At 69.1% G+C, this 25,092-nt stretch carries 18 protein-coding genes; all 18 read right to left on the reverse strand.

Annotated features, from left to right (window positions below):
• Positions 1-295 precede the first annotated feature (295 nt).
• On the reverse strand, positions 296-2,539 hold the full coding sequence (locus VDQ83_RS02225) for a methyl-accepting chemotaxis protein (RefSeq protein ID WP_455433709.1): 2,244 nt from the start codon (positions 2,537-2,539) through the stop codon (positions 296-298).
• A gap of 236 nt (positions 2,540-2,775) precedes the next feature.
• Positions 2,776-5,136, reverse strand: coding sequence for a methyl-accepting chemotaxis protein (locus VDQ83_RS02230; RefSeq protein WP_455433710.1), 2,361 nt, complete (start codon positions 5,134-5,136; stop codon positions 2,776-2,778).
• Positions 5,137-5,150: 14 nt separating this feature from the next.
• Positions 5,151-5,915: a transporter gene (locus VDQ83_RS02235; RefSeq protein ID WP_455433711.1), complete on the reverse strand. Its 765-nt coding sequence runs from the start codon at positions 5,913-5,915 to the stop codon at positions 5,151-5,153.
• 317 nt (positions 5,916-6,232) lie between these two features.
• Complete coding sequence (locus VDQ83_RS02240; RefSeq protein WP_455433712.1) at positions 6,233-8,905, reverse strand: methyl-accepting chemotaxis protein; 2,673 nt, start codon at positions 8,903-8,905, stop codon at positions 6,233-6,235.
• 187 nt (positions 8,906-9,092) lie between these two features.
• A complete protein-coding gene (locus tag VDQ83_RS02245; protein ID WP_455433713.1) occupies positions 9,093-11,303 on the reverse strand; it encodes a methyl-accepting chemotaxis protein in 2,211 nt (736 codons plus the stop codon).
• 495 nt (positions 11,304-11,798) lie between these two features.
• Positions 11,799-13,799, reverse strand: a complete 2,001-nt coding sequence (locus VDQ83_RS02250; RefSeq protein ID WP_455433714.1) for a chemotaxis protein CheA — start codon at positions 13,797-13,799, stop codon at positions 11,799-11,801.
• Between the two features lie 37 nt (positions 13,800-13,836).
• Complete coding sequence (locus VDQ83_RS02255) at positions 13,837-14,202, reverse strand: response regulator (protein ID WP_263109418.1); 366 nt, start codon at positions 14,200-14,202, stop codon at positions 13,837-13,839.
• The gene (locus tag VDQ83_RS02260; protein ID WP_309915709.1) at positions 14,199-14,507 is read right to left on the reverse strand and encodes an STAS domain-containing protein; all 309 of its coding nucleotides are present in this window, start codon (positions 14,505-14,507) and stop codon (positions 14,199-14,201) included. The genes VDQ83_RS02255 and VDQ83_RS02260 overlap by 4 nt, the downstream gene beginning before the upstream one ends.
• Before the next feature lie 275 nt (positions 14,508-14,782).
• The gene (locus tag VDQ83_RS02265) at positions 14,783-16,147 is read right to left on the reverse strand and encodes a chemotaxis protein CheW (RefSeq protein WP_455433715.1); all 1,365 of its coding nucleotides are present in this window, start codon (positions 16,145-16,147) and stop codon (positions 14,783-14,785) included.
• Positions 16,144-16,926 carry a ParA family protein gene (locus VDQ83_RS02270; protein WP_455433716.1) on the reverse strand — a complete coding sequence of 261 codons (783 nt, stop codon included), beginning with the start codon at positions 16,924-16,926 and terminating at the stop codon, positions 16,144-16,146. Before VDQ83_RS02270 ends, VDQ83_RS02265 begins: the two co-directional genes overlap by 4 nt.
• Entirely contained in the window at positions 16,926-17,930 is a 1,005-nt protein-coding gene (motD, locus tag VDQ83_RS02275) for a flagellar motor protein MotD (protein ID WP_455433717.1), read from the reverse strand. The genes VDQ83_RS02270 and motD overlap by 1 nt, the downstream gene beginning before the upstream one ends.
• A gap of 10 nt (positions 17,931-17,940) precedes the next feature.
• Entirely contained in the window at positions 17,941-18,681 is a 741-nt protein-coding gene (locus VDQ83_RS02280; protein WP_309915715.1) for a flagellar motor protein, read from the reverse strand.
• A gap of 316 nt (positions 18,682-18,997) precedes the next feature.
• Positions 18,998-20,734 (reverse strand): chemotaxis protein CheA, encoded by a 1,737-nt coding sequence (locus VDQ83_RS02285; RefSeq protein WP_263398235.1) that lies wholly within the window; start codon positions 20,732-20,734, stop codon positions 18,998-19,000.
• A 4-nt stretch (positions 20,735-20,738) separates the two neighbouring features.
• Positions 20,739-21,347, reverse strand: a complete 609-nt coding sequence (locus VDQ83_RS02290; protein WP_263398236.1) for a protein phosphatase CheZ — start codon at positions 21,345-21,347, stop codon at positions 20,739-20,741.
• Complete coding sequence (gene cheY, locus VDQ83_RS02295) at positions 21,347-21,739, reverse strand: chemotaxis response regulator CheY (RefSeq protein ID WP_010341542.1); 393 nt, start codon at positions 21,737-21,739, stop codon at positions 21,347-21,349. Before cheY ends, VDQ83_RS02290 begins: the two co-directional genes overlap by 1 nt.
• A gap of 17 nt (positions 21,740-21,756) precedes the next feature.
• On the reverse strand, positions 21,757-22,506 hold the full coding sequence (locus VDQ83_RS02300) for an RNA polymerase sigma factor FliA (protein ID WP_263398237.1): 750 nt from the start codon (positions 22,504-22,506) through the stop codon (positions 21,757-21,759).
• Positions 22,503-23,387 carry a MinD/ParA family ATP-binding protein gene (locus VDQ83_RS02305; RefSeq protein ID WP_263398238.1) on the reverse strand — a complete coding sequence of 295 codons (885 nt, stop codon included), beginning with the start codon at positions 23,385-23,387 and terminating at the stop codon, positions 22,503-22,505. The genes VDQ83_RS02300 and VDQ83_RS02305 overlap by 4 nt, the downstream gene beginning before the upstream one ends.
• A complete protein-coding gene (flhF, locus tag VDQ83_RS02310) occupies positions 23,374-25,029 on the reverse strand; it encodes a flagellar biosynthesis protein FlhF (RefSeq protein ID WP_455433718.1) in 1,656 nt (551 codons plus the stop codon). The genes VDQ83_RS02305 and flhF overlap by 14 nt, the downstream gene beginning before the upstream one ends.
• Positions 25,030-25,092 lie beyond the last annotated feature (63 nt).

A 25,092-nucleotide genomic window follows, 5' to 3' on the forward strand; every position in this document is an offset into this window, starting at 1 on the left:
AACGCCAAGGCAACGATCGGCGTTGTGGTGTCCCAGGGATTGCGCCATGTCAGGCCGTGTTCGAGCCTGTGGTCGATGCGCCGCACCAGGTGCGTTGCTGGCAACCGTGGATGCGATGGTGGGCGATCGCATCCATGGCGATGCCAGGCGCCGGACAGCGACGCTGAGGGGCGGGGAGCCTTGGCTGATGGATTGTCCCTGTCGGGATATCCCAATGCCGATATTCAGGCAGGCAGTGCCTCGCGGTTTCCGGGATGCGCGGTCGCCACACCGTGCGGTGTGGCGACCGCGCTTCTCAGAATTCCTGCCAGCTTGCGTCGTTGCTGCTTGCGGCCGACGGCTTGGGGACGTTGCGCGCCGCACGCGTCGCGGCGGCGACCTGTGCCTTGACCACGGCCGCGACAGAGGGCGCGGCCGCGGCAGGACGCTTCTGCGACGTGGCGGCGCCGTCGATCTTGAACACCGAGACCGCACCGCGCAGTTGCACCGCCTGCTCCTCCATCGAGCGCGCCGCGGCGGTGGCTTCCTCGACCAGCGCGGCATTCTGCTGGGTGGTCTCGTCCATCTGGGTCACGCTCTGGTTGACCTGTTCGATGCCCGCGTACTGTTCCTGCGAGGCGGCGGAGATCTCGCCCATGATGTCGGTGACGCGCTGCACCGAGGCCACGATCTCCTGCATGGTCCGCCCGGCATGGTCGACCAGCACCGAGCCTTCGGTGACGCGGGTGACCGACTCGTCGATCAGGCTCTTGATCTCCTTGGCCGCACCGGCGGAGCGCTGGGCGAGGGTACGCACCTCGCTGGCGACCACGGCGAAACCGCGGCCTTGTTCGCCGGCACGTGCCGCTTCCACCGCCGCATTGAGCGCCAGGATATTGGTCTGGAACGCGATGCCGTCGATCACCGAGATGATGTCGGCGATCTTCTTCGACGAGGTCTCGATGCCGCTCATCGTGCTCACCACCTTGCCGACCACCTCGCCGCCTTGCGAGGCGACAGTGGCGGCGCCGACCGCCAACTGGTTGGCCTGGCGCGCATGCTCGGCGTTCTGCTTCACGGTGGATGTCAGTTCTTCCATCGACGCGGCGGTTTCCTCCAGGCTCGCCGCCTGCTGCTCGGTGCGGCGCGACAGGTCGTCGTTGCCGGCGGCGATCTCGCTGGCCGCGCCGTTGATGCTGACCGCCGCGGTCTGGATGCGGCCGACGATGTCGGCCAGCTGCTCGGCGGTGGCATTGGCGTCGTCGCGCATCCGCGCGAACACGCCCTGGAACTCGCCGTGCATGCGCGCGGTCAGGTCGCCGGCGGCGATGGACTGCAGCAGCTTGGACAGCGCGTCGAGGTTGCCGTCGGCGGTGGCCATCAGCTGGTTGAGGCTGTCGACCATCGCGCGGAAATCGTACTGGAAGCGCTGCGCATCGCCGCGCACGCTGAAGTCGCCAGCGGCCGCGGCGGACGCGAGCTGGTTGATCTCGCGGTTCATCGCGCTGAGGTTCTGCTTGACCGTGTCCATCGTCTCGGTCAGCACCGCCTTCTCGCCGGGCAGCCGGTCCATGTCCTCGCTGAAGTCGCCGATCGCATAGCGGCCCATGATCTGCGCCAGGCGCAGCTTGACCGCGATGTGCGAGGCCGCCAGCGCGTTGCTGTCGTGGACCATGCGCCCGTAGTCGCCGGGGAATGCCGCGGCATCCATGCGGTAGCTGATCTGGCCGGTGTCGTGGCGGCGGGCCATCTCCAGCTGCGCGGTGAGCACGGCCTGCAACTGGCCCTGCATCCGCTTCATGCTGGCGAGCAGGCGGCCGGTCTCGTCGTGGGCGTCGCTGTGGATGTCGTCGTCCAGTTTGCCGGCAGCGATGTTTTCGGCCACGCGGGTGGCCAGGCTCAGCGGCTGGGTCAGGCTGCGGGTGATCAGCCAGGCGAGCAGGCCGCTGATCACCACCACCGCGATACCGCCGGCGATCAGCACGTTGCGGCCGGTCGTCATCGCCGCCACGGCCGCGGCGTAGGCCTGCTGGCTCGCCCTGCGCTGCATCGCGACGTCGGCGCGGATGGCGTCCTGCCAGCTGTCCATCGCCGGGCCGGCTTCGCTGATCAGCAGCGCCTGCGCCTGTGCGTTCTGGTTGTTCTTGGAAAGCGCCATGACCCGGTCGTTCAGCAGGCGCACTTTTTCGCGGCGCGCGTTGATCGTGTCGCGAATCTTCTGGCCTTCGGCATTGGTCGCGGTCGCGTACAGCGCGTCGCGGTTCTCGTTGTAGCGCTTGCGCTCGGCGGCAAAGATGTCCAGCGCCTTCTGGTTGTCCTCGGGCGAGGTGACGATGGTGGCGTTGCGCACCGCCACGGCGATGCCCGAGTTCGCGTCCAGCATTTCGGACGACAGGCGGATCTTTTCCATGTTGGTCTTGACGATGCCGTCCAGCTGCTTGCGAGCGCTGGACATCGACAACAGGCCCGCTGCGACCAGCAGGACGGACAGCAGGATCAACAGGCCGAAGGCCGCGGCCAGGCGGCGCCCGACGTTGTAGCGTTGCAATAGCGAGTTCATGACTGACCTCATTGGTTACCGGAGATGGCGATGTCGCTCCAGTGGCGCAACGCCTCTGCGGAGAGGCGTTGCCTGGAACGACGCGACGTGGCGGTAGGCGAATGAAGAAAGTGACTGGACTGCTTTGCTGCGTTTATTGCCTTCGCCTGAATGCAATATCGGCGCGGCGGGTGAGTTATGGATGGGGCGCCGGACTCAGGGCGATACGCCGACCTGAACGATTTCCCTTCCGCAGGTCAGGATGTCTGCCATTGCGCATCGATCGCATCGGCGATGGCTTGCGCGTCCGCCTGGGCGGGGCTTCGCCGCACGGGTTCGGCAACCGCGGCAGGGCGCGCCGGGAGCGCAGAAAGCGCGGGGACGCCGGCCTTGCGGGCGGTGGTGGCCTGGACCAGCCGGAACACCGCGACCGCGTCGCTCAGCTGCGCCGACTGCTCTTCCATCGAGCGTGCCGCGGCGGTGGCTTCTTCCACCAGCGCGGCGTTCTGCTGGGTGGTCTCGTCCATCTGGGTCACGGTACGGTTGACCTGCTCGATGCCCTGCGACTGCTCCTGCGAGGCCGCGGAGATCTCGCCGATGATGTCGGTGACGCGCTGCACTGAGGACACGATCTCCTGCATGGTCTGGCCGGCGCGGTTGACCAGCATCGAGCCTTGGGCGACGCGGCCGACCGACTCGTCGATCAGGCCCTTGATTTCCTTGGCGGCATTGGCCGAGCGCTGGGCCAGCGTCCGCACCTCGCTGGCGACGACCGCGAAGCCGCGGCCCTGCTCGCCGGCACGCGCCGCTTCCACCGCCGCATTGAGCGCCAGGATATTGGTCTGGAAGGCGATGCCGTCGATCACCGAGATGATGTCGGCGATCTTCTTCGACGAGGTCTCGATGCCGCTCATCGTGGTCACCACCTGGGCGACCACCTCGCCGCCTTGCGAGGCCACCGCCGCGGCGCCGACCGCCAGCTGGTTGGCCTGGCGCGCGTGCTCGGCGTTCTGCTTGACCGTGGAGGTCAGCTCTTCCATCGACGCGGCGGTCTGCTCCAGGCTGGTGGCCTGCTGCTCGGTGCGGTGCGACAGGTCGCTGTTGCCTTGCGCGATTTCGCTGGCGGCGGTGTGGATGTTGCCGCTGGCTTCCTGGATACGGCCGACGATGCCGGCGAGCCGTTCCGCGGTGGCGTTGGCATCGTCGCGCATGCGGGCGAACACGCCGTGGAAATCGCCGTGCATGCGTGCGCCCAGGTCGCCGTCGGCCAGCGCGCTGAGCAGGCGCGAGACTTCGGCGATGCTGACCGCATTGGCGTCGAGCAGGCCGTTGAGCTGCTGCGCCAGCAACAGGAAGAAGCCCTGCTTGCCATGGCTGTCGATGCGCTTGGACAGATCGCCGGCGGCGGCGCTGCGCACGACTTCGGCCACTTCCACTTCGACCTTGGCCTCGGCGGTGCGGTCGCGCCATTCGCAGACGAACCCGACGTGGGCGCCGGCCTCGTTGCGGATCGCGGAAATCTCCTGGGAGATGCAGGCGCCGCGATAGCGCACTTCGCGCTGCGCCGCACCCTGGCGGTCGAGCCGCTGGTAGATCTCCGCGTCCTGCGAGTTGCCCACTTCCAGCAGCGACACCGACTGGCCGAGCAGGGCCGCCGAACCATCGAAGGCCGGGGCGCAGGCGCGGATGTCGTCGGCATAGGTGTGCAGCAGTTTCTGCAGCGCGCCGTTGGCGTAGACGATGGTCAGGTCGGGATCGGCGATGTACATGCCGGTCGAGGCGTTGTCCAGCGCGATGCGGATGCGCAGGTTCTCGGCGGCGACGCTGCGCTCGCGTTCGATCCGTTCGCGCAGTTCGCGCTGCATCCGCGCCAGCGCCGCCATCAGGCTGTGCGCGTGCTTGGCGGCGACCGGGATCGGCTGGTCCAGGCGGCCTTCGGCGATGTGCTGGGCGGCGGCCATGGCCACGCGCGGCTCGCCGCCGAGCAGGCGCGACACCGAGCGCAGGATCCAGGCGGCGGCCAGGCCCAGGCACAGCACGGCCAGCACCACGGCGCCGGCCTGCTGCCAGGTGGCGCGGCGGCTGCGCTGTTCGGCGGCGCTGCGGCTGGCCTGGTTCAACGCCAGGATGTGTTCGCTGATCGCGCCCATGCGCGTCTCCAGCTGCTCGAAGCTCTCGCTGAACGCGGCATAGGCGGCGGTGCTGTCCGCATGCGCTTCGGCCAGGGTCACCACCTGGTCCGCGGCGGCGATGTAGCTCTGTAGGGCGGGCGCGACCGCATCCAGCTCGGTGCGCAAACCGGGATCCAGCGGCAGTTTGCGGCTCTCGGCCAGGGCTTGGCGGAACTCCGCGGCGTGCTCGGCCAGCGAGACGCGCGCGGCCTTGATGCCGGCGTCGTCCTGCCGCGAGCCGGCCAGCAGCGCGGTGGTGACGTCGCCGCGCAGGGCGTCGTGCATCATGTCCGCCTGCATGTGGTTGCGCAGCGCATCGGAGGAGGTGACCTGCGCGGCGACCGCGCTCAGCAACCCGTGCTGTGCGTTGTAGCCGACGCCGCCCAGCGCGAGCAGCGCGAGCACCGCTACCAGCACCAGGATTGCGAGCATGTGCATGATCTTCATCGGCGTCGCCTGGTTCAGAAGCGGAAGGACAGACCGACGCCGAGCGCGTGATCCGGCGAACGGTCGTTGAGACCGTAGCTGTAGACCGCGTCCAGCTGCACGTCGTTGCTCAGCAACCAGGCCGAGCCGACGTCGAGCAGGGCGACGGTGCCGCCGTCGTCGCTGTTGGCGATCTGCGGCAACGCCAGTTCGACGAACGAGCGGCTGTGTTCGGTCCATGCCTTGCCGACCACGACGCCGAAGATGCCGGCGGCGTAGCGATGGCCATCGCCGTCGTCGTCCCAGATCACGCCGGGCATCACCCCGGCCGATAGCGTCTCGCTGAGTTCCCACTCGGCGACCAGCCGGAACGATGGCCGCGCGCCATGGCCGCGCAGGGCGCGCGCGCCGCTGGGCAGATCCACGTGCAGCAGCCAGGCCAGCGAGGCGCTGCCGTCGTCGGAACTGGCCAGGTGGTGCTTGATCCCGAGCGAGACATCGGCGAAGCCGGAGACGTCGGCCTGGCCGGGCGCATCGAACTGCTGCCAGCCGTCGGTCTCCAGGCGCAGTTCCCAGGTCGGACCGAGGCCGTAGCGGAACAGGGTGGGCGTGGAGTAGCCATCGACATCGCCGTCGCGCTCCCAGGCGACGCTGGTCTCGACCTGCAGCCGGCGGTCGCCGACGGTGAGGCTGGATTCGACGAAGTCCGGGCGATCGGTGGCGATCGGATCCTCTTCGGCGTGAGCGAGGCTGGCGATGCCGAACAAGGTCAGGCAGCTGGCGAGAACGATAGGCTTCATTGCGATCCCCATGAACGGTCAATCCTGAAACGCAGGTGCTTGGCTGCCTGTCCGCCGACTGGCCGCATGGTGCGTTCGGCCGGCTGTCGCGCTTTCGTGATGCAGCTAGCTGAATGTCTTCAAGCTAACGGCCCGGTCCGGGTTTTCTTTAAATGTGTCCGACCAGTGGCTTGGAGCGGACATCGAAAGGTCAATCGAGCAGCGCTCGGCATCGCGTCGCCGTCGCACCACAACATGCTGTGCGGGCGGCGATGCTGCTACGCAGGCCGTGGACGGCGCGTTCCCGGAGCGATGCGGGAACGCGCCGAATCAGCGGTTCAGAACTCGTGCCACTGCGCCTCGTTGGCGCTCGCGGGCTTGCTCGGCACCGCACGTATCGGCGCCTGGCTGCGCTTGGCCGGCGCGCTCCTGGTTTTCGCGGCCGGCGCTTTCGCGCCGGGCGTGGCGTCCACGATGGCGGGCCTGGCCACGGCTGCCACGGAAGAGGCGACCGAGTTGCCGAGCTTGAACAAGGCCACGGTCGCGGTGAGCTGTCCGGCCTGTTCTTCCATCGAGCGCGCCGCGGCGGTGGCTTCCTCGACCAGCGCGGCGTTCTGCTGGGTGGCTTCGTCCATCTGGGTGACGGTCTGGTTGACCTGCTCGATGCCCGCGTACTGCTCCTGCGAGGCGGCCGAGATCTCGCCCATGATGTCGGTGACGCGTTGCACCGAGGCCACGATCTCCTGCATGGTCTGGCCGGCCTGGCCGACCAGCACCGAGCCTTCGCTGACGCGGGTGACCGATTCGTCGATCAGCCCCTTGATCTCCTTGGCCGCGCCGGCCGAGCGCTGGGCGAGGGTACGCACCTCGCTGGCGACAACCGCGAAACCGCGGCCTTGCTCACCAGCACGGGCCGCTTCCACCGCGGCGTTCAAGGCGAGAATGTTGGTCTGGAAGGCGATGCCGTCGATGACCGAGATGATGTCGGCGATCTTCTTCGAGGAGGTCTCGATGCCGCTCATGGTGGTCACCACCTGGCTCACCACGGCGCCGCCCTGCGAGGCCACCGCCGCGGCGCCGACTGCCAGCTGGTTGGCCTGGCGCGCGTGCTCGGCGTTCTGCTTCACCGTGGAGGTGAGCTCTTCCATCGAGGCAGCGGTCTCCTCCAGGCTCGCCGCCTGCTGCTCGGTGCGGCGCGACAGGTCGTCGTTGCCGGCGGCGATCTCGCTGGCCGCGCCGTTGATGCTGACCGCCGCGGTCTGGATGCGGCCGACGATGTCGGCCAGCTGTTCGGCGGTGGCGTTGGCATCGTCGCGCATCCTGGCGAAGACGCCGTTGAACTCGCCGTGCATGCGCGCGGTCAGGTCGCCGGCGGCGATGGACTGCAGCAGCTTGGACAGCGCGTCGAGGTTGCCGTCGGCGGTGGCCATCAGCTGGTTGAGGCTGTCGACCATGGCGCGGAAGTCGTACTGGAAGCGCTGCGCATCGCCGCGCACGCTGAAGTCGCCCGCGGCCGCGGCGGACGCGAGCTGGTTGATCTCGCGGTTCATCGCGGTCAGGTTCTGCTTGACCGTGTCCATGGTCTCGGTCAGCACCGCCTTCTCGCCGGGCAGCCGGTCCATGTCCTCGCTGAAGTCGCCGATCGCATAGCGGCCCATGATCTGCGCCAGGCGCAGCTTGACCGCGATGTGCGAGGCGGCCAGTTCGTTGCTGTCGCGGACCATGCGCCCGTAGTCGCCGGGGAACGCGGTTTCGTCCATGCGGTAGCTGATCTGGCCGGCGTCGTGGCGCTGCGCCATTTCCTTCTGCGCACCCAGGACCGCGCGCAGCTGTTCCTGCATGCGCTGCAGCGCGCCGAACAGACGGCCCAGCTCGTCGTTGCGCGGGTATTGGATGCGGCTGTCCAGGCGCCCGGCAGCGACCGCGCCGGAGACCTCGACGGCATCGGCCAGCGGCTTGACCACCAGTCGCCGCAACAGCACGTAGAGGCCGCCGCTGAGCAGCAGCGCCGCGCACAGGCCGACTGCGACGATGGTCCACAGCAGCGAGCGCGCCTGCGCCATCAGCACCGCGCGCGGGACCACCACGCCCAACGCGAAGCGCTCCTGCGCCTGGCCGATCTGCAACGGCACATAGACCTCGACATCGGTGGCGCCGGTCTGCGCATCGGCGACTTCGCGGGTCACGTTCTGGCCCTTGGCGATATCGGCCAGCAACGCGCGCGTGCCCGGGTCTTCCAGCTTCTTGCCGACCAGGGCCGCATCGCGATCGGCGATGATCGCGCCGCCAGGCGACAGCAGGCGTACGTGGCCTTCGCCGAGCGGGCGCAGCTTGGCCAGGCGCTGCTGCAACTTTTCCAGGCCGAAATCGGTATTGATGATGCCGAGGAACTTGCCGTCCTCCATGATCGGCGTGGTCAACGTGGTCATCAGCACCTTGGTGCCGCCGATCTCGTATACATAGGGTTCGACCACGGTCGGGCGGTGCTGCTGGCGCGCTTTCAGATACCAGTCGCCCACGCCGGGGACATCGTAGTCGCGCAGCGGCTCGCGCACCTGCTTGTCGCCCTGCCAGGCCCAGTACACCATGTAGCGGCCGCTGGCGTCGTGGCCTTCGGCGTTGCTGTAGGCGGTGTCCTTGCCGTCGAATGCCTGCGGTTCCCACAGCGTGCCCAGGCCGGTCCAGTCCGGGTGCTGGCGCAATTCGCGCAGCACGACGTCGCTGAACGTCTCGCGCATCTTGTCCTGGTGGCGCTGCGCCAGCAGGCTGTTGGCGAAGACCTGGTTGGAAACGAAGGCCGCGCCGACATCGCTGGAAATGCGCTGCGCTTCCAGGTGCGCGGTTTCGGTCATGCCGGTCTTGGCCGAGGCCAGTAGCGTATCGCTGCTGCGCACGTAGATGATCGCGGCGGTGACGCCGAAGCAGAATACGGCGATCGCCGCCACGCCGAGCATCAGGCGGGTCGCGACACTGGTGGAGCGGGAGGCTGGAGTCGGGCTCATGGCGTTCATCGGCTGGCGGAAGTGGAGAGCGCCCGACCGGTTCGCGCGCCGGCGATTGGCGGCGTCGATCGCTGGCGCGACGCAGCGTCTGTGGTGTCTGCGTCTAGGTTCTTATCGGCAGCGGATTGCGCAAGTTGAATCGGCCGCAGGGCTGCGGCCGATCGGGAACGTCGCGCTGCGGAGCGGATACTCGGGTTCAGAATTCCCGCCATTGCGTTGCGGTGCCGGCGGCGGCCGGCACCCGCGATACCTGCGCCAGGCGCACGGGCGCAGGCGAGGCGGGCACGCCGCGCAGCGCAGGGCGGGTCGGCGCCGCGGTGTCGGCCGCCTCGATCTTGAACACCGCCACCGCCCCGAGGAGCTGGCCGGCCTGTTCTTCCATCGCGCGCGCGGCCGCGCTGGCTTCCTCCACCAGCGCAGCGTTCTGCTGAGTGCTCTCGTCCATCTGGTTCACGGTCTGGTTGACCTGCTCGATGCCGGCGTACTGCTCCTGCGAGGCGGCGGAGATCTCGCCCATGATGTCGGTCACGCGCTGCACCGAGGCCACGATTTCCTGCATGGTGCGGCCCGCCTGATCGACCAGTACCGTGCCTTCGGCGACGCGGGTGACCGACTCGTCGATCAGGCCCTTGATCTCCTTGGCCGCGCCGGCCGAGCGCTGAGCGAGGGTACGCACCTCGCTGGCGACCACCGCGAAGCCGCGGCCCTGTTCGCCGGCACGCGCCGCTTCCACCGCGGCGTTCAAGGCCAGGATGTTGGTCTGGAAGGCGATGCCGTCGATCACCGAGATGATGTCGGCGATCTTCCTGGAGGATGCCTGGATGCCGCTCATCGTGGTCACCACCTGGCCGACCACCGCACCGCCTTGCGAAGCGACGGCGGCCGCGCCGACCGCGAGTTGATCGGCCTGGCGCGCGTGTTCGGCATTCTGCTTGACGGTGGAGGTCAGCTCTTCCATCGAGGCCGCGGTTTCCTCCAGGCTGGCCGCTTGCTGCTCGGTACGCCGCGACAGGTCGTCGTTGCCGGCGGCGATCTCGCTGGCCGCACCGTTGATGCTGACCGCCGCGGTCTGGATCCGGCCAACGATGCCGCCCAGCTGTTCGGCGGTGGCATTGGCATCGTCGCGCATCCGGGCGAACACGCCATTGAATTGGCCGTGCATGCGCGCGGTCAGATCGCCGGCGGCGATCGCCTTCAATACCGTGGACAGCGCTTCGAGATTGCCGTCGGCGGTACCCATCAACCGGTTGAGGCTGTCGACCATGCTGCGGAAGTCGTACTGGAAGCGCTGCGCGTCGCCGCGCACGCTGAAGTCGCCGGCCGCCGCGGCGGAGGCGAGTTCGTTGATCTGCCCGTTCATCGCGGTCAGGTTCTGCTTGACCGTGTCCATGGTCTGCGCCAGCACGGCCTTCTCGCCGGGCAGCCTGTCCATGTCCTCGCTGAGGTCGCCGATCGCATAGCGGCCCATGATCTGCACCAGGCGCATCTTCACCGCGATATGCGCCGCGACCAGCGCGTTGCTGTCGCGGACCATGCGTCCGTAGTCGCCGGGAAACGCGGCTTCGTCCATGCGGTAGCTGATCTGGCCGGCGTCGTGGCGCTGCGCCATTTCCGTCTGCGCCGCCAGGACGTCGCGCAACTGGGTCTGCATGGTGCTCATGCTGGCCAGCAGGCGCCCGGTCTCGTCGCGCGATTGGGCATCGATGCGGTTGTCCAGCTTGCCCGCGGCGATGGCATCGGCGACACCGATCGCCAGGCCCAGGCGCTTGAGCAACTGGCGGCGGATCAGCAGGCCCATGCCCACGGCGACCAGGATCGCGATCAGGCTGCCGAGCAGCACCGACCACTTGCCTTGCGCGCGCACTGCCTCCAGCTGTTGGCTGCGCTTGACCAGCAAGCCGTTTTCCTCATCGGCGAACGCGCCCAGCAGTGAACGGATCTGCCCCATCGTCTTGCGGTCGCGGCCCTCGGCGAACGCGGACAGGACCTGTTCCTGGCTATCGGAGTGCTCGCGCAGTGCGATCATCCGCTGCTCGATCTGCAGCAATTGCTGATACGCGACCTGCAACTGCACCAGGCGCGCCTGCTGCCGCGGGTTGTCGGCGGTCAGGTGCTTGGCCTCGGCAAAGTTCTTGTCGAAGCCGGCCTGGCCGAGGGCGAACGGCTGCAGATAGTCCTTGTCGCTGGACAGCAGATAGCCGCGGGTGCTGGTCTGCACGTTCAGCGCATTGGCCTGCATCAGTTCGCCGGTGGCGAGCACCTTGAAGGTGTGTTCGTTGATGGCGACCGCGTCGTTGAGCTGGAACTGGCTACGCAGGCTGATCGCCCCGACGACGAGCAACACCAGCACGACGGCGCCGAAGCCCAAGGCGAGTTGCGCAGACAAGGGCAGATTCTTGGTCTTCATCGTGATCCCGGAGCTGAGAGGAATGGACTATGGAAGGCGGTTGCCGCGCCGCGAATACCTGGGGCGCGACATCCATGTCCTCTGTAACGGCTGGGATATCGTTAAGTTCAGTCGATTTCCAGACGCCTATAGATAGGCGTAGTCAATGGAGATGCGCGGACCTGCGGAACGAGACTTTGGCCAAGGTCACATACGGGACGCTCGTCGGCCTTGACCTGCGCCGTGTATTCCACAGTGGTCGCCGGCGATGAGCCGATAAAGGGCGGCAATGTAAGAAGCCGGGCGTAGACAGCCGGCGTCGCGTCGCCAAAGCAAAGGGCCGCGGAGGTCGCGGCGCGCTCGCGTGCCGTCCGACTACGCCCGCAATCGCGCCGGCGGTGCCGGCGCGGAGGTGGCCAACACGCATCGGCACAGAAAAACAAAAGCCCCGGCATCGCTGCCGGGGCTTGGTTCTTGCTGGCCACGCGATGCGCGGCGCGGTAGGGAGGCAACCGATCAGGCGGCTTGCGGTACCCGCAGCGAGCGCACCAGTCCGCCGATGTCCACGATCAGCGCGACGCGGCCGTCGCCGAGGATGGTGGCGCCGGAGATGCCGCCGATGCGCCGGTAGTTGTTCTCGATGTTCTTGACCACCACCTGCTGCTGGCCGACCAGTTCGTCCACTTCCAGCGCGATCTTCTGGCCGTCGGCCTCGACCACCACCACCAGCGGCTCGGCCTGCTCGGTACGGCCGTAGCCGTAGGAATCGCTGAGCGAGAGGATCGGCAGGTATTCGCCGCGGACCCGCAGCACCCGGCCTTCGCCGGCCATGGTGCGGATGTCGTCGGGCTGCGGCTGCAGCGCCTCGAGCACGTAGGCCAGCGGCAGGATCAGGGTCTCGCCGGCGACCGACACGGTCATGCCGTCCAGGATCGCCAGGGTCAGCGGCAGCCGGATCAGCACGCGGGTACCGCGGCCGGCATTGCTTTCCAGCTGCACTTCGCCGCCCAGGCCCTGGATGTTGCGGCGGACCACGTCCATGCCCACGCCGCGGCCGGACAGATCGGTGACCGCGTCGGCGGTGGAGAAGCCCGGGGCGAAGATCAGGTCCCACACCTGCGCGTCGGTCGGGTTGTCCGGCACGCTCAGGCCGCGCTCGGCGGCCTTGGCGAGGATACGATCGCGGTTGAGGCCGGCGCCGTCGTCGCTGACTTCGATGACGATGTGCCCGCCCTGGTGCGAGGCGGCCAGGGTGATGGTGCCGGTCTCGTCCTTGCCGGCGGCGCGGCGCGCCTCGGGCATTTCCAGGCCGTGGTCGATCGAATTGCGCACCAGGTGCACCAGCGGATCGGCGATCTTCTCGATCAGGCCCTTGTCCAGCTCGGTGCCTTCGCCGATGGTGCGCAGCCGCACCTGCTTGCCGAGGCGGCTGGACAGGTCGCGGACCAGGCGCGGGAAGCGGCGGAACACCGCGTCCACCGGCAGCATGCGCACGCCGATCACCGCTTCCTGCAGGTCGCGGGTGTTGCGTTCGAGCAAGTCCAGGCCGGCGAACAGGCGTTCGGCATGGGCCGGGTCGAGGTCGCCGGAGACCTGCTTGAGCATGGCCTGGGTGATGACCAGTTCGCCGACCAGGTTGATCAGCGCATCGACCTTGTCGACGCTGACCCGGATCGAGCTTTCCGCTTCGTGCGCGGCGGCGGCGTTGCCGGCCGGCGCATTGGCGGCCACGGCGGCCGCCGGCGCGGCGGTGGCGCTGGCCGGGGCCTGCGCCAGCACCGGTGCCGGCGCGCTGGCCAGGCTCGGCGGCGGCACCGCGCGGATGTCCAGTTCGCAATCGTCGATCACCCAGGCGAAGGTGTCCTCGATCGCGCTGCGCGGGATCTTGCCGACCAGGCCTAGGTCCCACGCCAGGTAGGCCTCGAGCGGGTCGAGCTCGTTGAAGCCGGGCAGGCGGCCGCTGCGGCAGGCGATCTGCAGCGGGCCGAGGTGTTCGAGTTCGCGGATGATGCGCAGCGGGTCGTTGCCGCTCATGAACAGCGACGGCGCCGGGGTGAAGCCGATCTGCCAGGCTTCCGGCTCGGCCGGCTGGTTGGCGGCCGGGGTCGCCGCGGGCGCGGCGGCGGCGGTGCCGTTCAAGGCCTGCTGCAGGCGGTCGTGCACGGCCTTGACCGCGACCGGATCGGCCAGGGTGCCGTGCTCGGCTTCGCGCAGCAGCGCGCGCAGCACGTCCACCGAGCCCAGGATCGCATCGATCGCGTGCGCTTCCACTTCGCGCTTGCCCGAGCGCAGCTCGTCGAGCAGCGTCTCCAGCACGTGGGTCAGCCCGGCCATCGCCTCGAAGCCGAAGGTGGCGGCGCCGCCCTTGATCGAGTGCGCGGCGCGGAACACCGAGTTGATCACTTCGGGATCGCGGTTGCCTTCTTCCAGCGACAGCAATCCGGCTTCCATCGCGTCCAGCCCTTCGCGGCTTTCCTCGAAGAAGGTGGCGTGGAAACGTTGCAGGTCCATGCTCATGGGCGGGGAATCCGGAAAAAGGTGTGGAAAAAGGAAATCAGCCCAGGACTTTCTGGACGGTGGCGATCAGCTGTTCCGGGTTGAACGGCTTGACCAGCCAACCGGTGGCGCCGGCGGCCTTGCCTTCGGACTTCTTGTCCGCCGCCGACTCGGTGGTCAGCATCAGCATCGGCGTGAACTTGTAGTCCGGCAGCTGGCGCAGCGCGCGGATCAGCGAGATGCCGTCCATGTTCGGCATGTTGACGTCGGTGACCACCGCGTTGAAGCGCTGGCCCTGTGCGCGGCCGAGGGCGACCTGGCCGTCTTCGGCTTCCTCCACCGCGAAACCGGCCGAGGTAAGGGCAAAGGCGACCATCTGGCGCATCGACGCCGAATCGTCCACCACCAAGATACGTGCGCTCATGCGGCGTTCTCCACAGATTTCAGGTTGTCAGGGGTTGCAGGAAGGCCCAGCGATTCGCTGACCCCCAGTAGGCGTGCCGCATCGCGGAACGTGTCGTTGCAGGCGTCGAACACGGTGCGTTTGCCGTCCTGGCGACGTGCATCGACGAATGCGCACAGCACCTGCACGGACGCGGTGTGGATGCGGCGGACCTCGCCGGCGTCCAGCCGCAGCTCGTCGTCCGACGCCAGGAACGGGGTCAGCCGTTGTTTCAGGTCGGCGCTGGTCTCGATGCCGAGATCTTCGCCAAGGGTGACTGTGCTCATCATTGCTCCGCACGAATGGTTCTAGGGCAGATAACGGCCAATGCGCGGGAAGCTTTAGCGGCGCATCGGGAAAATGCTGCGGGGTTGGCAGTCGCCGCGCGGCCGGGCCGCGGCGCGCGGGGCATGCGGCGGCGCCGTGGCGGTCCGCGGCAAGCCTGGACGCCGCCGTGGCGGCGTCGCCGGATTGCCGCACGCGCTGCGTTTGCTTGGTTCCTGGCGCCCGCGCGCCAAGGCGCGGGCGCGGGGGACCTGCCTGCAGCGACGCGTCCGGCGCGTCAGTGCAGCAGCTGCTCGGCGTCGAGCAGGATCATCGGCTGCGCCCCCAGCCGCGCCACGCCGCGGAACAGGTGGTTTGAGATGCGGCAGATGCGGGCGTTGTCCGGTGGCTCGATCTGCTGGTCGGTGAGGCTGGCCACGTCCTCGACCGCGGACACGCGCAGGCCCAGGGTCTCGCCGTTCTCTTCCAGCACCACCACCCGGGTGAGCATGTCCATCTCGATCGGCGCGGCGCCCAGATGGATGCCCAGGTCGATCACCGGCACCACCTGGCCACGCAGGTTCATGATCCCCAGCATCGCGGTCGGGGTGCCGCGCAGTGCCAACAGCGGCACCGGCAGCACCACTTCCTGCACCTTCAGCAGTTCCAGCGCGTAGGCCTGTTCGCCGCAGCGCAGGCGCAGCCAGCGGGTGCTGCGGTCCGGCGCGCGGCGCTGGTGCGGGGAGGCTTCGTGCGCCGCGCTCGGGGCCATGAACGCCTCCAGGTTGGGCGGCAAGCGCGAGGCTCCGCCGGCCAGTGCGCGCTCGGCCTCGGCGCGACGCTCCGGCGGCACCGCCATCGGCGCGCGCTTGATCGCACGCGCTTCGGCGGCATCGTCCTCGGCGGCCAGGTTGCGCGGCGTGGTGACGGCGCGTTCCATCTCCATCGCCGCGACCACCTCCAGGTCGGCCTGGCGCTCGGCGTCGGGCTGCGCCTGCTGCGACATGATCCCGGCCAGCGCCGGATCCGAATCGGCTTCGGCCAGCACCGCGGCGGCGATCTCTTCCGGAGTGGGGGCCGCTGCGGGCTTCGGCGCCTGCTGCGACATGATGCCGGCCAGGGCCGGGTCGGAATCGGCTTCGGCCAGCACCGCGGCAGCGATTTCTTCCGGGGTGGGACCGGCCGGCGCAGGTTTCGGTGCCTGCTGCGACATGATGCCGGCCAGGGCCGGATCGGAGTCGGCTTCGGCCAGCACCGCGGCGGCGATTTCTTCCGGGGTGGGGCCGGCCGGCGCGGGCTTCGGCGCCTGCTGCGACATGATCCCGGCCAGGGCCGGGTCGGAATCGGCTTCGGCCAGCACCGCGGCGGCGATTTCTTCCGGGGTGGGGCCGGCCGCTGCGGGCTTGAGCGCCTGCTGCGACATGATGCCGGCCAGCGCTGGATCGGAATCGGCTTCGGCCAGCACCGCGGCGGCGATTTCTTCAGGTGTAGGGCCGGCCGCTGCGGGCGCCTCGGCGACCGGTTCCGCTTGCGGCGCCGGCGCCGGCGTCGGCGCGGCGCTGGCAGCGGCCAGCGTCGCCAGCCGTTCGGCGTTCTGCTCTTCGGCGATCACGTCGTGCAGCAGGCCTTCCAGATAGTCGTCGATCACGCCGGGCGTGTTCATGCGGCCTGCTCCATCGGCGTGGCGTCGCTGGCGATCAGCCATTCCAGCGCGCGGCGGTAGGCGGCCAGGCCGCGGCCGGGGTAGTCGCCGGGCACGCCGGCGATCGTCAAGGCCTTGACGTTGCAGATCTTGGTGTCGACCGGGATCGCGTCTTCCCAGACCCGCTCGCCGTAGCTGTCCTGCATGTGCCGCAGGCTGTCGTTGCCGGCGCGGGTGCGCTTGTCGAACAGGGTCGGCAGGATCGAGGCGGGCAGGGGCCGGCGGCGCGAGCGTTCGACCATGTCCACGGTGCGGACCATGCTGGCCAGGCCGTGCAGCGCGAGCGGTTCGGCCTGGGTCGGGATGATCACCCGATCGGCCGCGGCCAGCGCGTTGATCATCAGCAGGCCCAGGGTCGGCGGGCAGTCGAGCAGGATGTAGTCGTGCTGGCCGACGTGGCGGGCCATGGCCTGTTGCAGCGCCAGGCCGAGTCCGGGCTGGTTGGCGCTGCGCCGCTCCAGCGTGGCCAGCGCGGTCTGTCCGCAGACGTAGCTGAGGCGGTCGATGGGGCTGTTGTGGGCCAGCGACGCCAGGTCGCCCGGCGGGGTCGCGAACAGGTCGAGCACGCCGCTCGGCGGCGGGTCCTGCGGCACGTCGAAGGCGCGGGTCAGCGAGGCGTGCGGATCGAGATCCAGCATCAGCACCCGGTGGCCGAGCATGGCCAGGCCGCGGCCCAGCGCCAGCGTGGTCGTGGTCTTGCCCACGCCACCCTTCTGGTTGGCAATCGCCCAGATGCGCATCAGTTCACTCCTTCAATTGCGGCAGGTACGGCGCGGGGCCCGCCGGCAGCGCCGGCAGCCGCCGCGGCGGGTTGGATCGGGGACGCCGGCGCGGTGCCGGCACTGCTGAATCGGTCTTGCGGCGACGGAGTACCGGCCGCCGCGGCGACGGGCGCGGTGCCGCGGCCGGCGTCGAGGCTGTCGGCCTCGGCGCCGCCGGCATCGGCCAGGATCACCAGCACCACGCGGCGGTTGGCGTTGCGGCCGGCCTGGCTGTCGTTGTCGGCGAGCGGGCGGAACTCGCCGTAGCCGATCATCGACAGCCGCGACGGCTGCAGGCCCTGGTCGGCGAACAGATGCACCACGCTGGCCGCGCGCGCCGCCGACAGCTCCCAGTTGGACGGGAACTGCAGGGTGGCGATCGGGCTGTTGTCGGTATAGCCCTCCACGCGCACGCCGTTGGGCACCGGCACCAGCACCTGCGCCAGTTGCGTCAGGGTGGCGCGAGCGCTCTGGTCCAGCGACGCGGAGCCGGAGCCGAACAGGATGTCGCTGTTGATCTCCACTTCGATCCACAGCCCGGCATGGCGCACGCTGATCAGCTTCTTGTCGATCAGCGGCGCCAGGGCGGCGCCGAGCCGGGCGGCGATGCCGTCGAGCTGGCGCTGCGCGCGCCGCAGTTGTTCTTCGTTGCGCAGCGCGTCGGCCGCGCGCAGCGGCGAGGCCGACGGCAGCCGGTTCGGGTCGGGCAGGGACAGCGCCGGGCTGGACTTGATCGGGGTCGGACGCGCGCCGCCCTGGCCCTGCATCAGGCGCTCGCCGACCTGCACCGGGCTCATCGTCCGCGGCGCGCCGCCGAAGGCGGTGCTCATCGCGTCGGCCATGACCCGGTACTTGGCCTCGTTGACCGTGGACAGCGCGTACATCACCACGAAGAAGGCGAGCAGCAACGTCATCAGATCGGCATAGGGGATGGCCCATGCCTCATGGTTGACGTGATCTTCGTGCTGACGCTTGCGGGCCATAGTGGTCGGGTCAATGCAAGAAGCCGGCCAGCTTCGATTCGATGTTGCGCGGGTTCTCGCCCTGGGCGATGGCGATGAGCCCTTCGATGATCATTTCGCGCTCGCCGCTGCTGTGCTTGATCACGCTCTTGAGCTTGCTGGCCATCGGCAGGAACAGCAGGTTGGCCGAGGCGATGCCGTAGATGGTGGCGGTGAACGCGGCGGCGATGCCGTGGCCGAGCTTGCTCGGGTCGGCCAGGTTCTTCATCACCGCGATCAGGCCCAGCACCGCGCCGATGATGCCCAACGTCGGCGCGTAGATGCCCATGCCTTCGAACACCTTGGCCGCGGCCAGGTCGCAGTGTTCCTGGCCGTCGAGGTCGATCTCCAGCATGTGCCGGATCGATTCCGGTTCCACGCCGTCGACCAGCATCTGCAGGCCCTTGCGCACGAACGGGTCTTGCTGGTGCTGGACCTGGTTCTCCAGGCCGAGCAGGCCCTGGCGGCGGGCGATGTTGCTCCACTCCACGATCTGCTGCAGCAGCTGCTGCCGATCGCTGGCCGGCGGATGCAGGATCCACTTGGCGATCTGGAACGCGCGCCGGAACACCGCCGGCGGCGTGTGCACCAGGATCGCGGCGACGGTGCCGACGATCACGATCACGAACGCGGCCGGCGACCACAGCGCCGAAATGCCGGCGCCCTTGAGGATGCTGCCGCCGACCAGCGAGGCGATCGCCAACAGCAGACCGATGAGACTGAGTTTGTCCATGCAGGATCTATCGGCAGATGGGGGAGGGACTTGATGGTGGAGCTCGGGACTCGGGACTGGGGACCCGGGACTCGGAGGGTGGTCGCGAGTGCGCTGCGTTTTTGCTTTTCTGTGGGAGGGGCTTCAGCCCCGAGGCGTTATCGGTACGGCGTCGGGGCTGAAGCCCCTCCTACAGAAAAGCGGCTGGGTTAAAAAAAAGCCGCTTTTTCTTCAAAAAAAATCGGCACTTTTTTCATCAAATCGCTTAACAGCGATTTGGCCCGGGACATCATCCCGAGTCCCGAGTCCCGAGTCCCGAGTCCCGAGTCCCGAGTCCTCAGCTCTTCAACCCGTCCACATCCAGGATCAGCGCCAGCCGGCCGTCGCCGATCAGGGTCGCGCCGGCGTAGCCGGGCAGGCCGCGCAGGGCGCGCGGCAGCGGTTTGATCACCACTTCCTCGCGGCCGCGGACCTGGTCCACGACCAGGCCCATGCGCGATTCGCCGGCCTGCAGCACCACCACGGTGAGCAGCGGCAATTGCGGTGCCTCGATGTTCAGCCATTGGCGCAGGTCGACCAGCGGCAGGGTGTGCGATTGCCGGTCGAGCACGGCGCGGCCGTCGAACCAGCCCAGCGAGCGGCTCGGCGCGTGCAGCACTTCCACCACGCGCGCCAGCGGCAGCGCATAGACGGTGTCGCCGGCCTGCACCAGCAGGGTCGGCAGGATCGCCAGGGTCAGCGGCACGCGGATCAGGAAGCGGCTGCCGCGGCCCAGTTCGGACTGGATCTGGATCTGCCCGCTGAGTTCGCGGATGCGCGACTGCACCACGTCCATGCCGACGCCGCGGCCGGAGATGTCGGTGACTTCGGATTTGGTCGAGAAGCCGGGCAGGAACACCAGGTGCAGGCATTCCTCGGTGGTCAGCCGCGCGGCGGCTTCCGGATCGATCAGGCCCTTCTCGCGCGCCTTCTGGCGCAGGCGTTCGGGGTCGATGCCGGCACCGTCGTCCTGTACCTCGATGCTGACGTAGTCGCCTTCCTGCTGCGCCGACAGGCGCACGTGGCCGCCGCGCGGCTTGCCGGTGGCCTCGCGCAGCGCCGGGGTCTCGATGCCGTGGTCGATCGCGTTGCGCACCAGGTGCACCAGCGGATCGGCCAGCGCCTCGACCAGGTTGCGGTCCAGTTCGGTTTCGGCGCCGATCAGTTCCAGGTCCACTTCCTTGTTGAGGGAGCGGGCGACGTCGCGCGCCACCTTCGGGAAGCGCGAGAACACCTTGCCGACCGGCTGCATGCGGGTGCGCATCACCGCCGACTGCAGGCGCGCGGTGGCGATGTCCAGGCTGCTGACCGCGCGGTCCAGTTCCTCGTCGCGCAGGCGCACGCGCAGGGTCTTGAGCCGGTTGCGCGACAGCACCAGTTCGCCGATCAGGTTGACGATCGCGTCCAGGCGCTTGGTGTCCACGCGCACGGTGTGTTCGGGTTCGGCGGCCTTGGCCGGCGCGCCGGCGGGCTTGGCGCTGGGTGCCGGCCGCGGCGCGGCGGCCGGTACCGGCAGCGCGGCCGGTGCGGCACCGCCGTGCAACTGGTCGAGCAACGCTTCGAATTCGTCGTCGTCGATCATCTCGCTGTTGCCGCCCGCGGCCGCTGCCGGCGCGGCGACCGCAGCGGCCTTGGCGCTGGGTGCGGCGGTCTCTTCGCCGCTGGTCGCGAACTGCGCGATCAGCTGCTGCGGCGCGCGCGGCGGTTCGTTGCCGCTGCCGAACGCGTCGAGCATCGATTGCAGGTAGTCCAGCGACTGCTGCGCGGCGTCGAAGTGCCGCGCCTGCAGTGTGGCCTGGCCGGCGCGGGCCTGGCCCAGGGTGTCCTCGGCGGCGTGGCACAGCTCGACCATGGCGTTGATCGCCAGGAAGCCGGCGCCGCCCTTGAGCGTGTGGAAGCCGCGGAACACCGCGTTGAGCTGGTCGCTGTCCTCGGGCGCCTGCTCCAGCGACACCAGCTGCTCGCCGAGCCGGTCCAGGATTTCCTGGGCTTCGATGATGAAGTCGGCAGCGATGTCGTCGGGTACGGCGCTCATAAAATTACAATCCCAGTCCGGACAGCAGGTCGTCGGCGTCGTTCTGCGACACGCCGTGACGGTCCAGTCCGGCCAGTGCGGGGCCGGCCAGGCTGCCGTCGGGTTTCTTGTCTTCCTTCGGCGGCAGGCCGAGCGCGCCGAAGCCTTCGTGGACGCGGCGCACGATGGTCGCGACGCGGCGGATGATCTGCCCGGTCAGGTCCTGGAAGCTCTGCGCCAGGGCCATCTCGGTGAGGTTGTGGCGGATCTTGTCGAGGATCTCGCCCTGGTCGCCGGTCAGCCCGCCGGCGCGCAGCTGTTCGGCCAGTGCGCGGCATTCCTCGGCCAGGTCCAGGGTGCGGTGGCTGGCCTCTTCGGTCATCGCCACCACGTGGTCCAGGCGCGAGCAGGCATCGTCCAGCTCGCCGGCCTCGGTGGGCACGGTCGGCAGTTCGCCGAGCGCCTGGCCCAGGTCGCGCGCCAGCCTGCTCAGGCCCTGCATCATCGGCCGCGTGCGCCAGGCGGCGAGCGTGTCGATTTCCTTGCGCCATCCGGCTTCGTCGCCTTTTTCCAGTGCGTCCAGCGCACCTTGCAGGCGTTCGATCAGGGCGCTGCGTTCGGCGGTGGCTTCCATCAGGCGGTCGCTCCCAGGCGCTCGAAGATCTTGCCCAGCTTTTCCTGCAGGGTCTGCGCGGTGAACGGCTTGATGATGTAGCCGTTCACGCCGCACTGCGCCGCCTCGATGATCTGCTCGCGCTTGGCCTCGGCGGTCACCATCAGCACCGGCAGGTGCTTGAGCTTGTCGTCGGCGCGGATGTTGCGCAGCAGGTCGATGCCGGTCATGCCGGGCATGTTCCAGTCGGTGACCACGAACTCGAACGGTGCCGAGCGCAGTGCAGCCAAGGCACTGTTGCCGTCTTCGGCCTCTGCAGTGTTGGTGAAGCCGAGATCGCCGAGCAGGTTCTTGACGATGCGCCGCATCGTCGAGAAATCGTCCACGATCAAAATCCGCATGTTCTTGTTCACCGCTAACTCCTTGGGTCTTATTCTTCGTCTTCCAGGCCGGCGTCGGCCGCTTCGAACGCTTTCAAGCGCCCGCGCAACCGTACCGTGGCCTGGCCGTGGATCTGGCAGACGCGCGACTCGCTGACACCGAGCACCGCGCCGATTTCCTTCAGGTTCAATTCCTGTTCGTAGTACAGCGACAGCACCAGCTGCTCGCGTTCGGGCAACTGCGCGATCGCCTTGCCCAGCTCGCGGCCGAATTCGCTGCGTTCCAGCATCTGCTGCGGATTGGGCCCGCCCTTGGCGATGGTGTCCAGCTCGCCGTGGTCCTCGACCCGCGATTCCAGGCTCAGCACCTGGCCGCGCGCGGCATCTTCCATCAAGCGCAGGTATTCGGGAAGCGGCATGTCCATCGCTGCGGCCACTTCGTTGGCGGCGGCGGCGCGGCCGGTGCTCTGCTCGATCTTGCGGATCGCCGAGGCGGCGTCGCGGGCGCGGCGGTGCACCGAGCGCGGCACCCAGTCGCCGCGGCGGATCTCGTCGATCATCGAGCCGCGGATGCGGATCGAGGCGTAGGTCTCGAACGAGGCGCCCTGGTCGGCATCGTAGCTGCGCGAGGCCTCGATCAGGCCGATCATGCCGGCCTGGATCAGGTCGTCGATCTCGACGCTGGCCGGCAGCCGCGCGGCCAGGTGGTGGGCGATGCGCCGCACCAGGTCAGAATGCTGGGCGATGTAGTCGTTGGAGCTGTTGCGCTGCACGGCGCGGTATTGGGCGGCGACGTTCATGCGGCGACCCCCCGCTGGATGATCCGTTCGACGAAGAACTCGACGTTGCCGCGCGGCGCGGTCGGTGCCTGCCAGCGCGCGGTGCGCCGGGCGATCTCGGCGATCGCCTGCGCCGACGGGCTGGACGGGTAGGCCTTGACCACCGGTTGCTGGCGCTGCACCGCCAGGCGCAGCCAGTCGTCCTGCGGCACGCAGCCCAGGTAGTTCAGCGACACGTCGCCGAGGAACTTCTCGCAGACCCGGCTCAGCTTGTCGTACAGCAGGCGGCCTTCGTTGAGGTCGCGGACCATGTTGGCGACGATCTGCACCCGGTCCACGCCGCGTTCGCGCGACAGCACCTTGATCAGCGCGTAGGCGTCGGTGATCGAGGCCGGCTCGTCGCAGACCACCACCACCGCGTCCTGCGCGGCCTGGCAGAAGGTCAGCACGCTGTCGGTGATGCCGGCGGCGGTGTCGATGACCATCACGTCCAGCTCGCGCTGCAGCTCGGAGAACACATTGACCAGGCCGACGTGCTGGGCCGGCGGCAGCTCGGCCATGTGCCGGCGGCCGGAGGCGGCGGGCACCACCATCAGGCCGTTGGGCATGTCGATGATCACCTCTTCCAGCGTGCAGCGGCCGGCCACCAGGTCGCCAAGGGTGAACTTGGGGGTCAGCCCGAGCACCACGTCGACGTTGGCCAGGCCCAGGTCGGCGTCCAGCAGCAGGGTGCGCTTGCCCATGTCGGCCAGCGCCATCGACAGGTTGACCGAGATGTTGGTCTTGCCGACGCCGCCCTTGCCGCCGGTCACGGCGATGGTACGCACCGGGCCGAGCGGTTCGCTGCGGGTGGCCGACAGGGGGAAGGCATTGGTCAGATTGGCGTAATCACGCGACGGCATGGTTCTGCTCCGGAGTACAGGGCTTATCGGCAGCGCGCCGCAAATCTTCAAGGCGCAATACCAGGCTGGCGGCGTTGGCGCGGTGCAGGTCGTCCGGCACGCGTTGACCATCGGTCACCCAGGTGATGGGAAGCCGGTGGTCCGCGACCACCGACAGAGCACTGCCAAAACGCCCGGTTTCATCCAGCTTGGTCAAGATCACCCCCTGCGGATCGGCGCCGGCGAACCGGCGCACCACCTCGTCCAGGTCGGAGAAATGCGCGTTGGCAGGGAGTACTAGCAAGGACCGGACCACTCGCGACGCGCGCAGCCAGTGCAGCTGCGCGACCAGCGCGCGGTCGCGCTGGCCCATGCCGGCGGTGTCGATCAGCACCAGCTTGTAGTCGCGCAGGCGCTCCAGCAGCTGCTGCAGGGCGGCGTCGCTGTCGGCCTCGTGCACGGCGATGCCGAGCTGGCGGCCGTAGCTGTGCAGCTGTTCGCGGCCGCCGACGCGGATGGTGTCGGTGGTGACCAGGGCCACGTCGCGGGCGGCGTGGCGTTCCAGGAAGCGCGAGGCCAGCTTGGCGATGGTGGTGGTCTTGCCGGCGCCGGTGGGGCCGATCAGGGCGATCACGCCGCCTTCCTCGATCGGGTCCAGCGGGGCGATCGGCAGGCGCTTGGACAGCAGCCCCAGCATCAGCCCGCGGCCGCGGTGCAGCTCCAGGTCGGCGGGGATCTGCATGACCACGTCGCGGGTCAGGCCGCTGTCGAAGCCGTAGTCGTCCATCAGCTCCAGCGCCTGGGCGCGTACCGGCGAGCCGCGCAGGCGTTCGTCGGTGAGCCGGTTCATCTCGCGCTCGATCATCTGCCGCATCAGCGCCAGTTCGTCGCGCAGCTGAGTCAATTGTTCGTCGTTCTGCACGGCCGGGAAGCTCGGCACCGGCGTCAGCGTGGCCGGCGCCGGGATCCCGGCGCTGGCGGCTGCCGCTGCCGGCGCGGTGGTGGCCGCGGCCGACGCGGCGGCCGCTGCGACCGGCGCCGCCGGGGTCAGCGACACCGCGGCGATGTTTTCGAGCCAGCTCGGCACCGCCGCGGCGCTGGCGGCCGCTTCGGCAGCGGCGGCCGGGGCGGCGAACGGGCTCGGCATCGGCACGCTGATCGGCGCGTTGCGGAACACGTCCTCGGGAATGCGGAATTCGGCAGGCGCCTGGGCCGCGGCCGGGGCCGGGGCCGGGGCACGCGGTGCGGCGGCGGGTCGGCTCGGCGCGGTCGCCGCGCCGGCCGGCATCGCCGAGGCGGCGATCGCGGCCGGCTGGGTCAGCGGCCGCGCCGGGGCGGCCTGCGCCGCCGTCGCGTTTGCGGCTGGCGCGCGGCGGTCGCTGATCGCGGCCATCATCGCCATCGCCGAGTTGCCCGCGGCGCCGGCCTTGGCCGCACGCGGCGCCGGGTTGGCGGCCGACACCGGCAGCCGCGCCGTCTCGTCCGGCCGCACCGCGTCCAGCGCCTGCTGCACCAGCGCCTCGTCGTAGTTGCTGGCGGCGACGATCTCGATGCCCTCGTCGGTGCGACGGTTGGACAGGATCACCGCATCCGGGCCGTGCTCGTCGCGCACCATGCGGAACGCGGTGCGCATGTCGGGGGCTACGAAGCGTTTGATTTTCATGCGTGAGTTCTCCGGGACCGGGGACCGGGGACCAGGGACCCGGCAAAAGCCGATGTCCCGGTG

It is taken from the genome of Xanthomonas sp. WHRI 7945 (assembly GCF_035026585.1).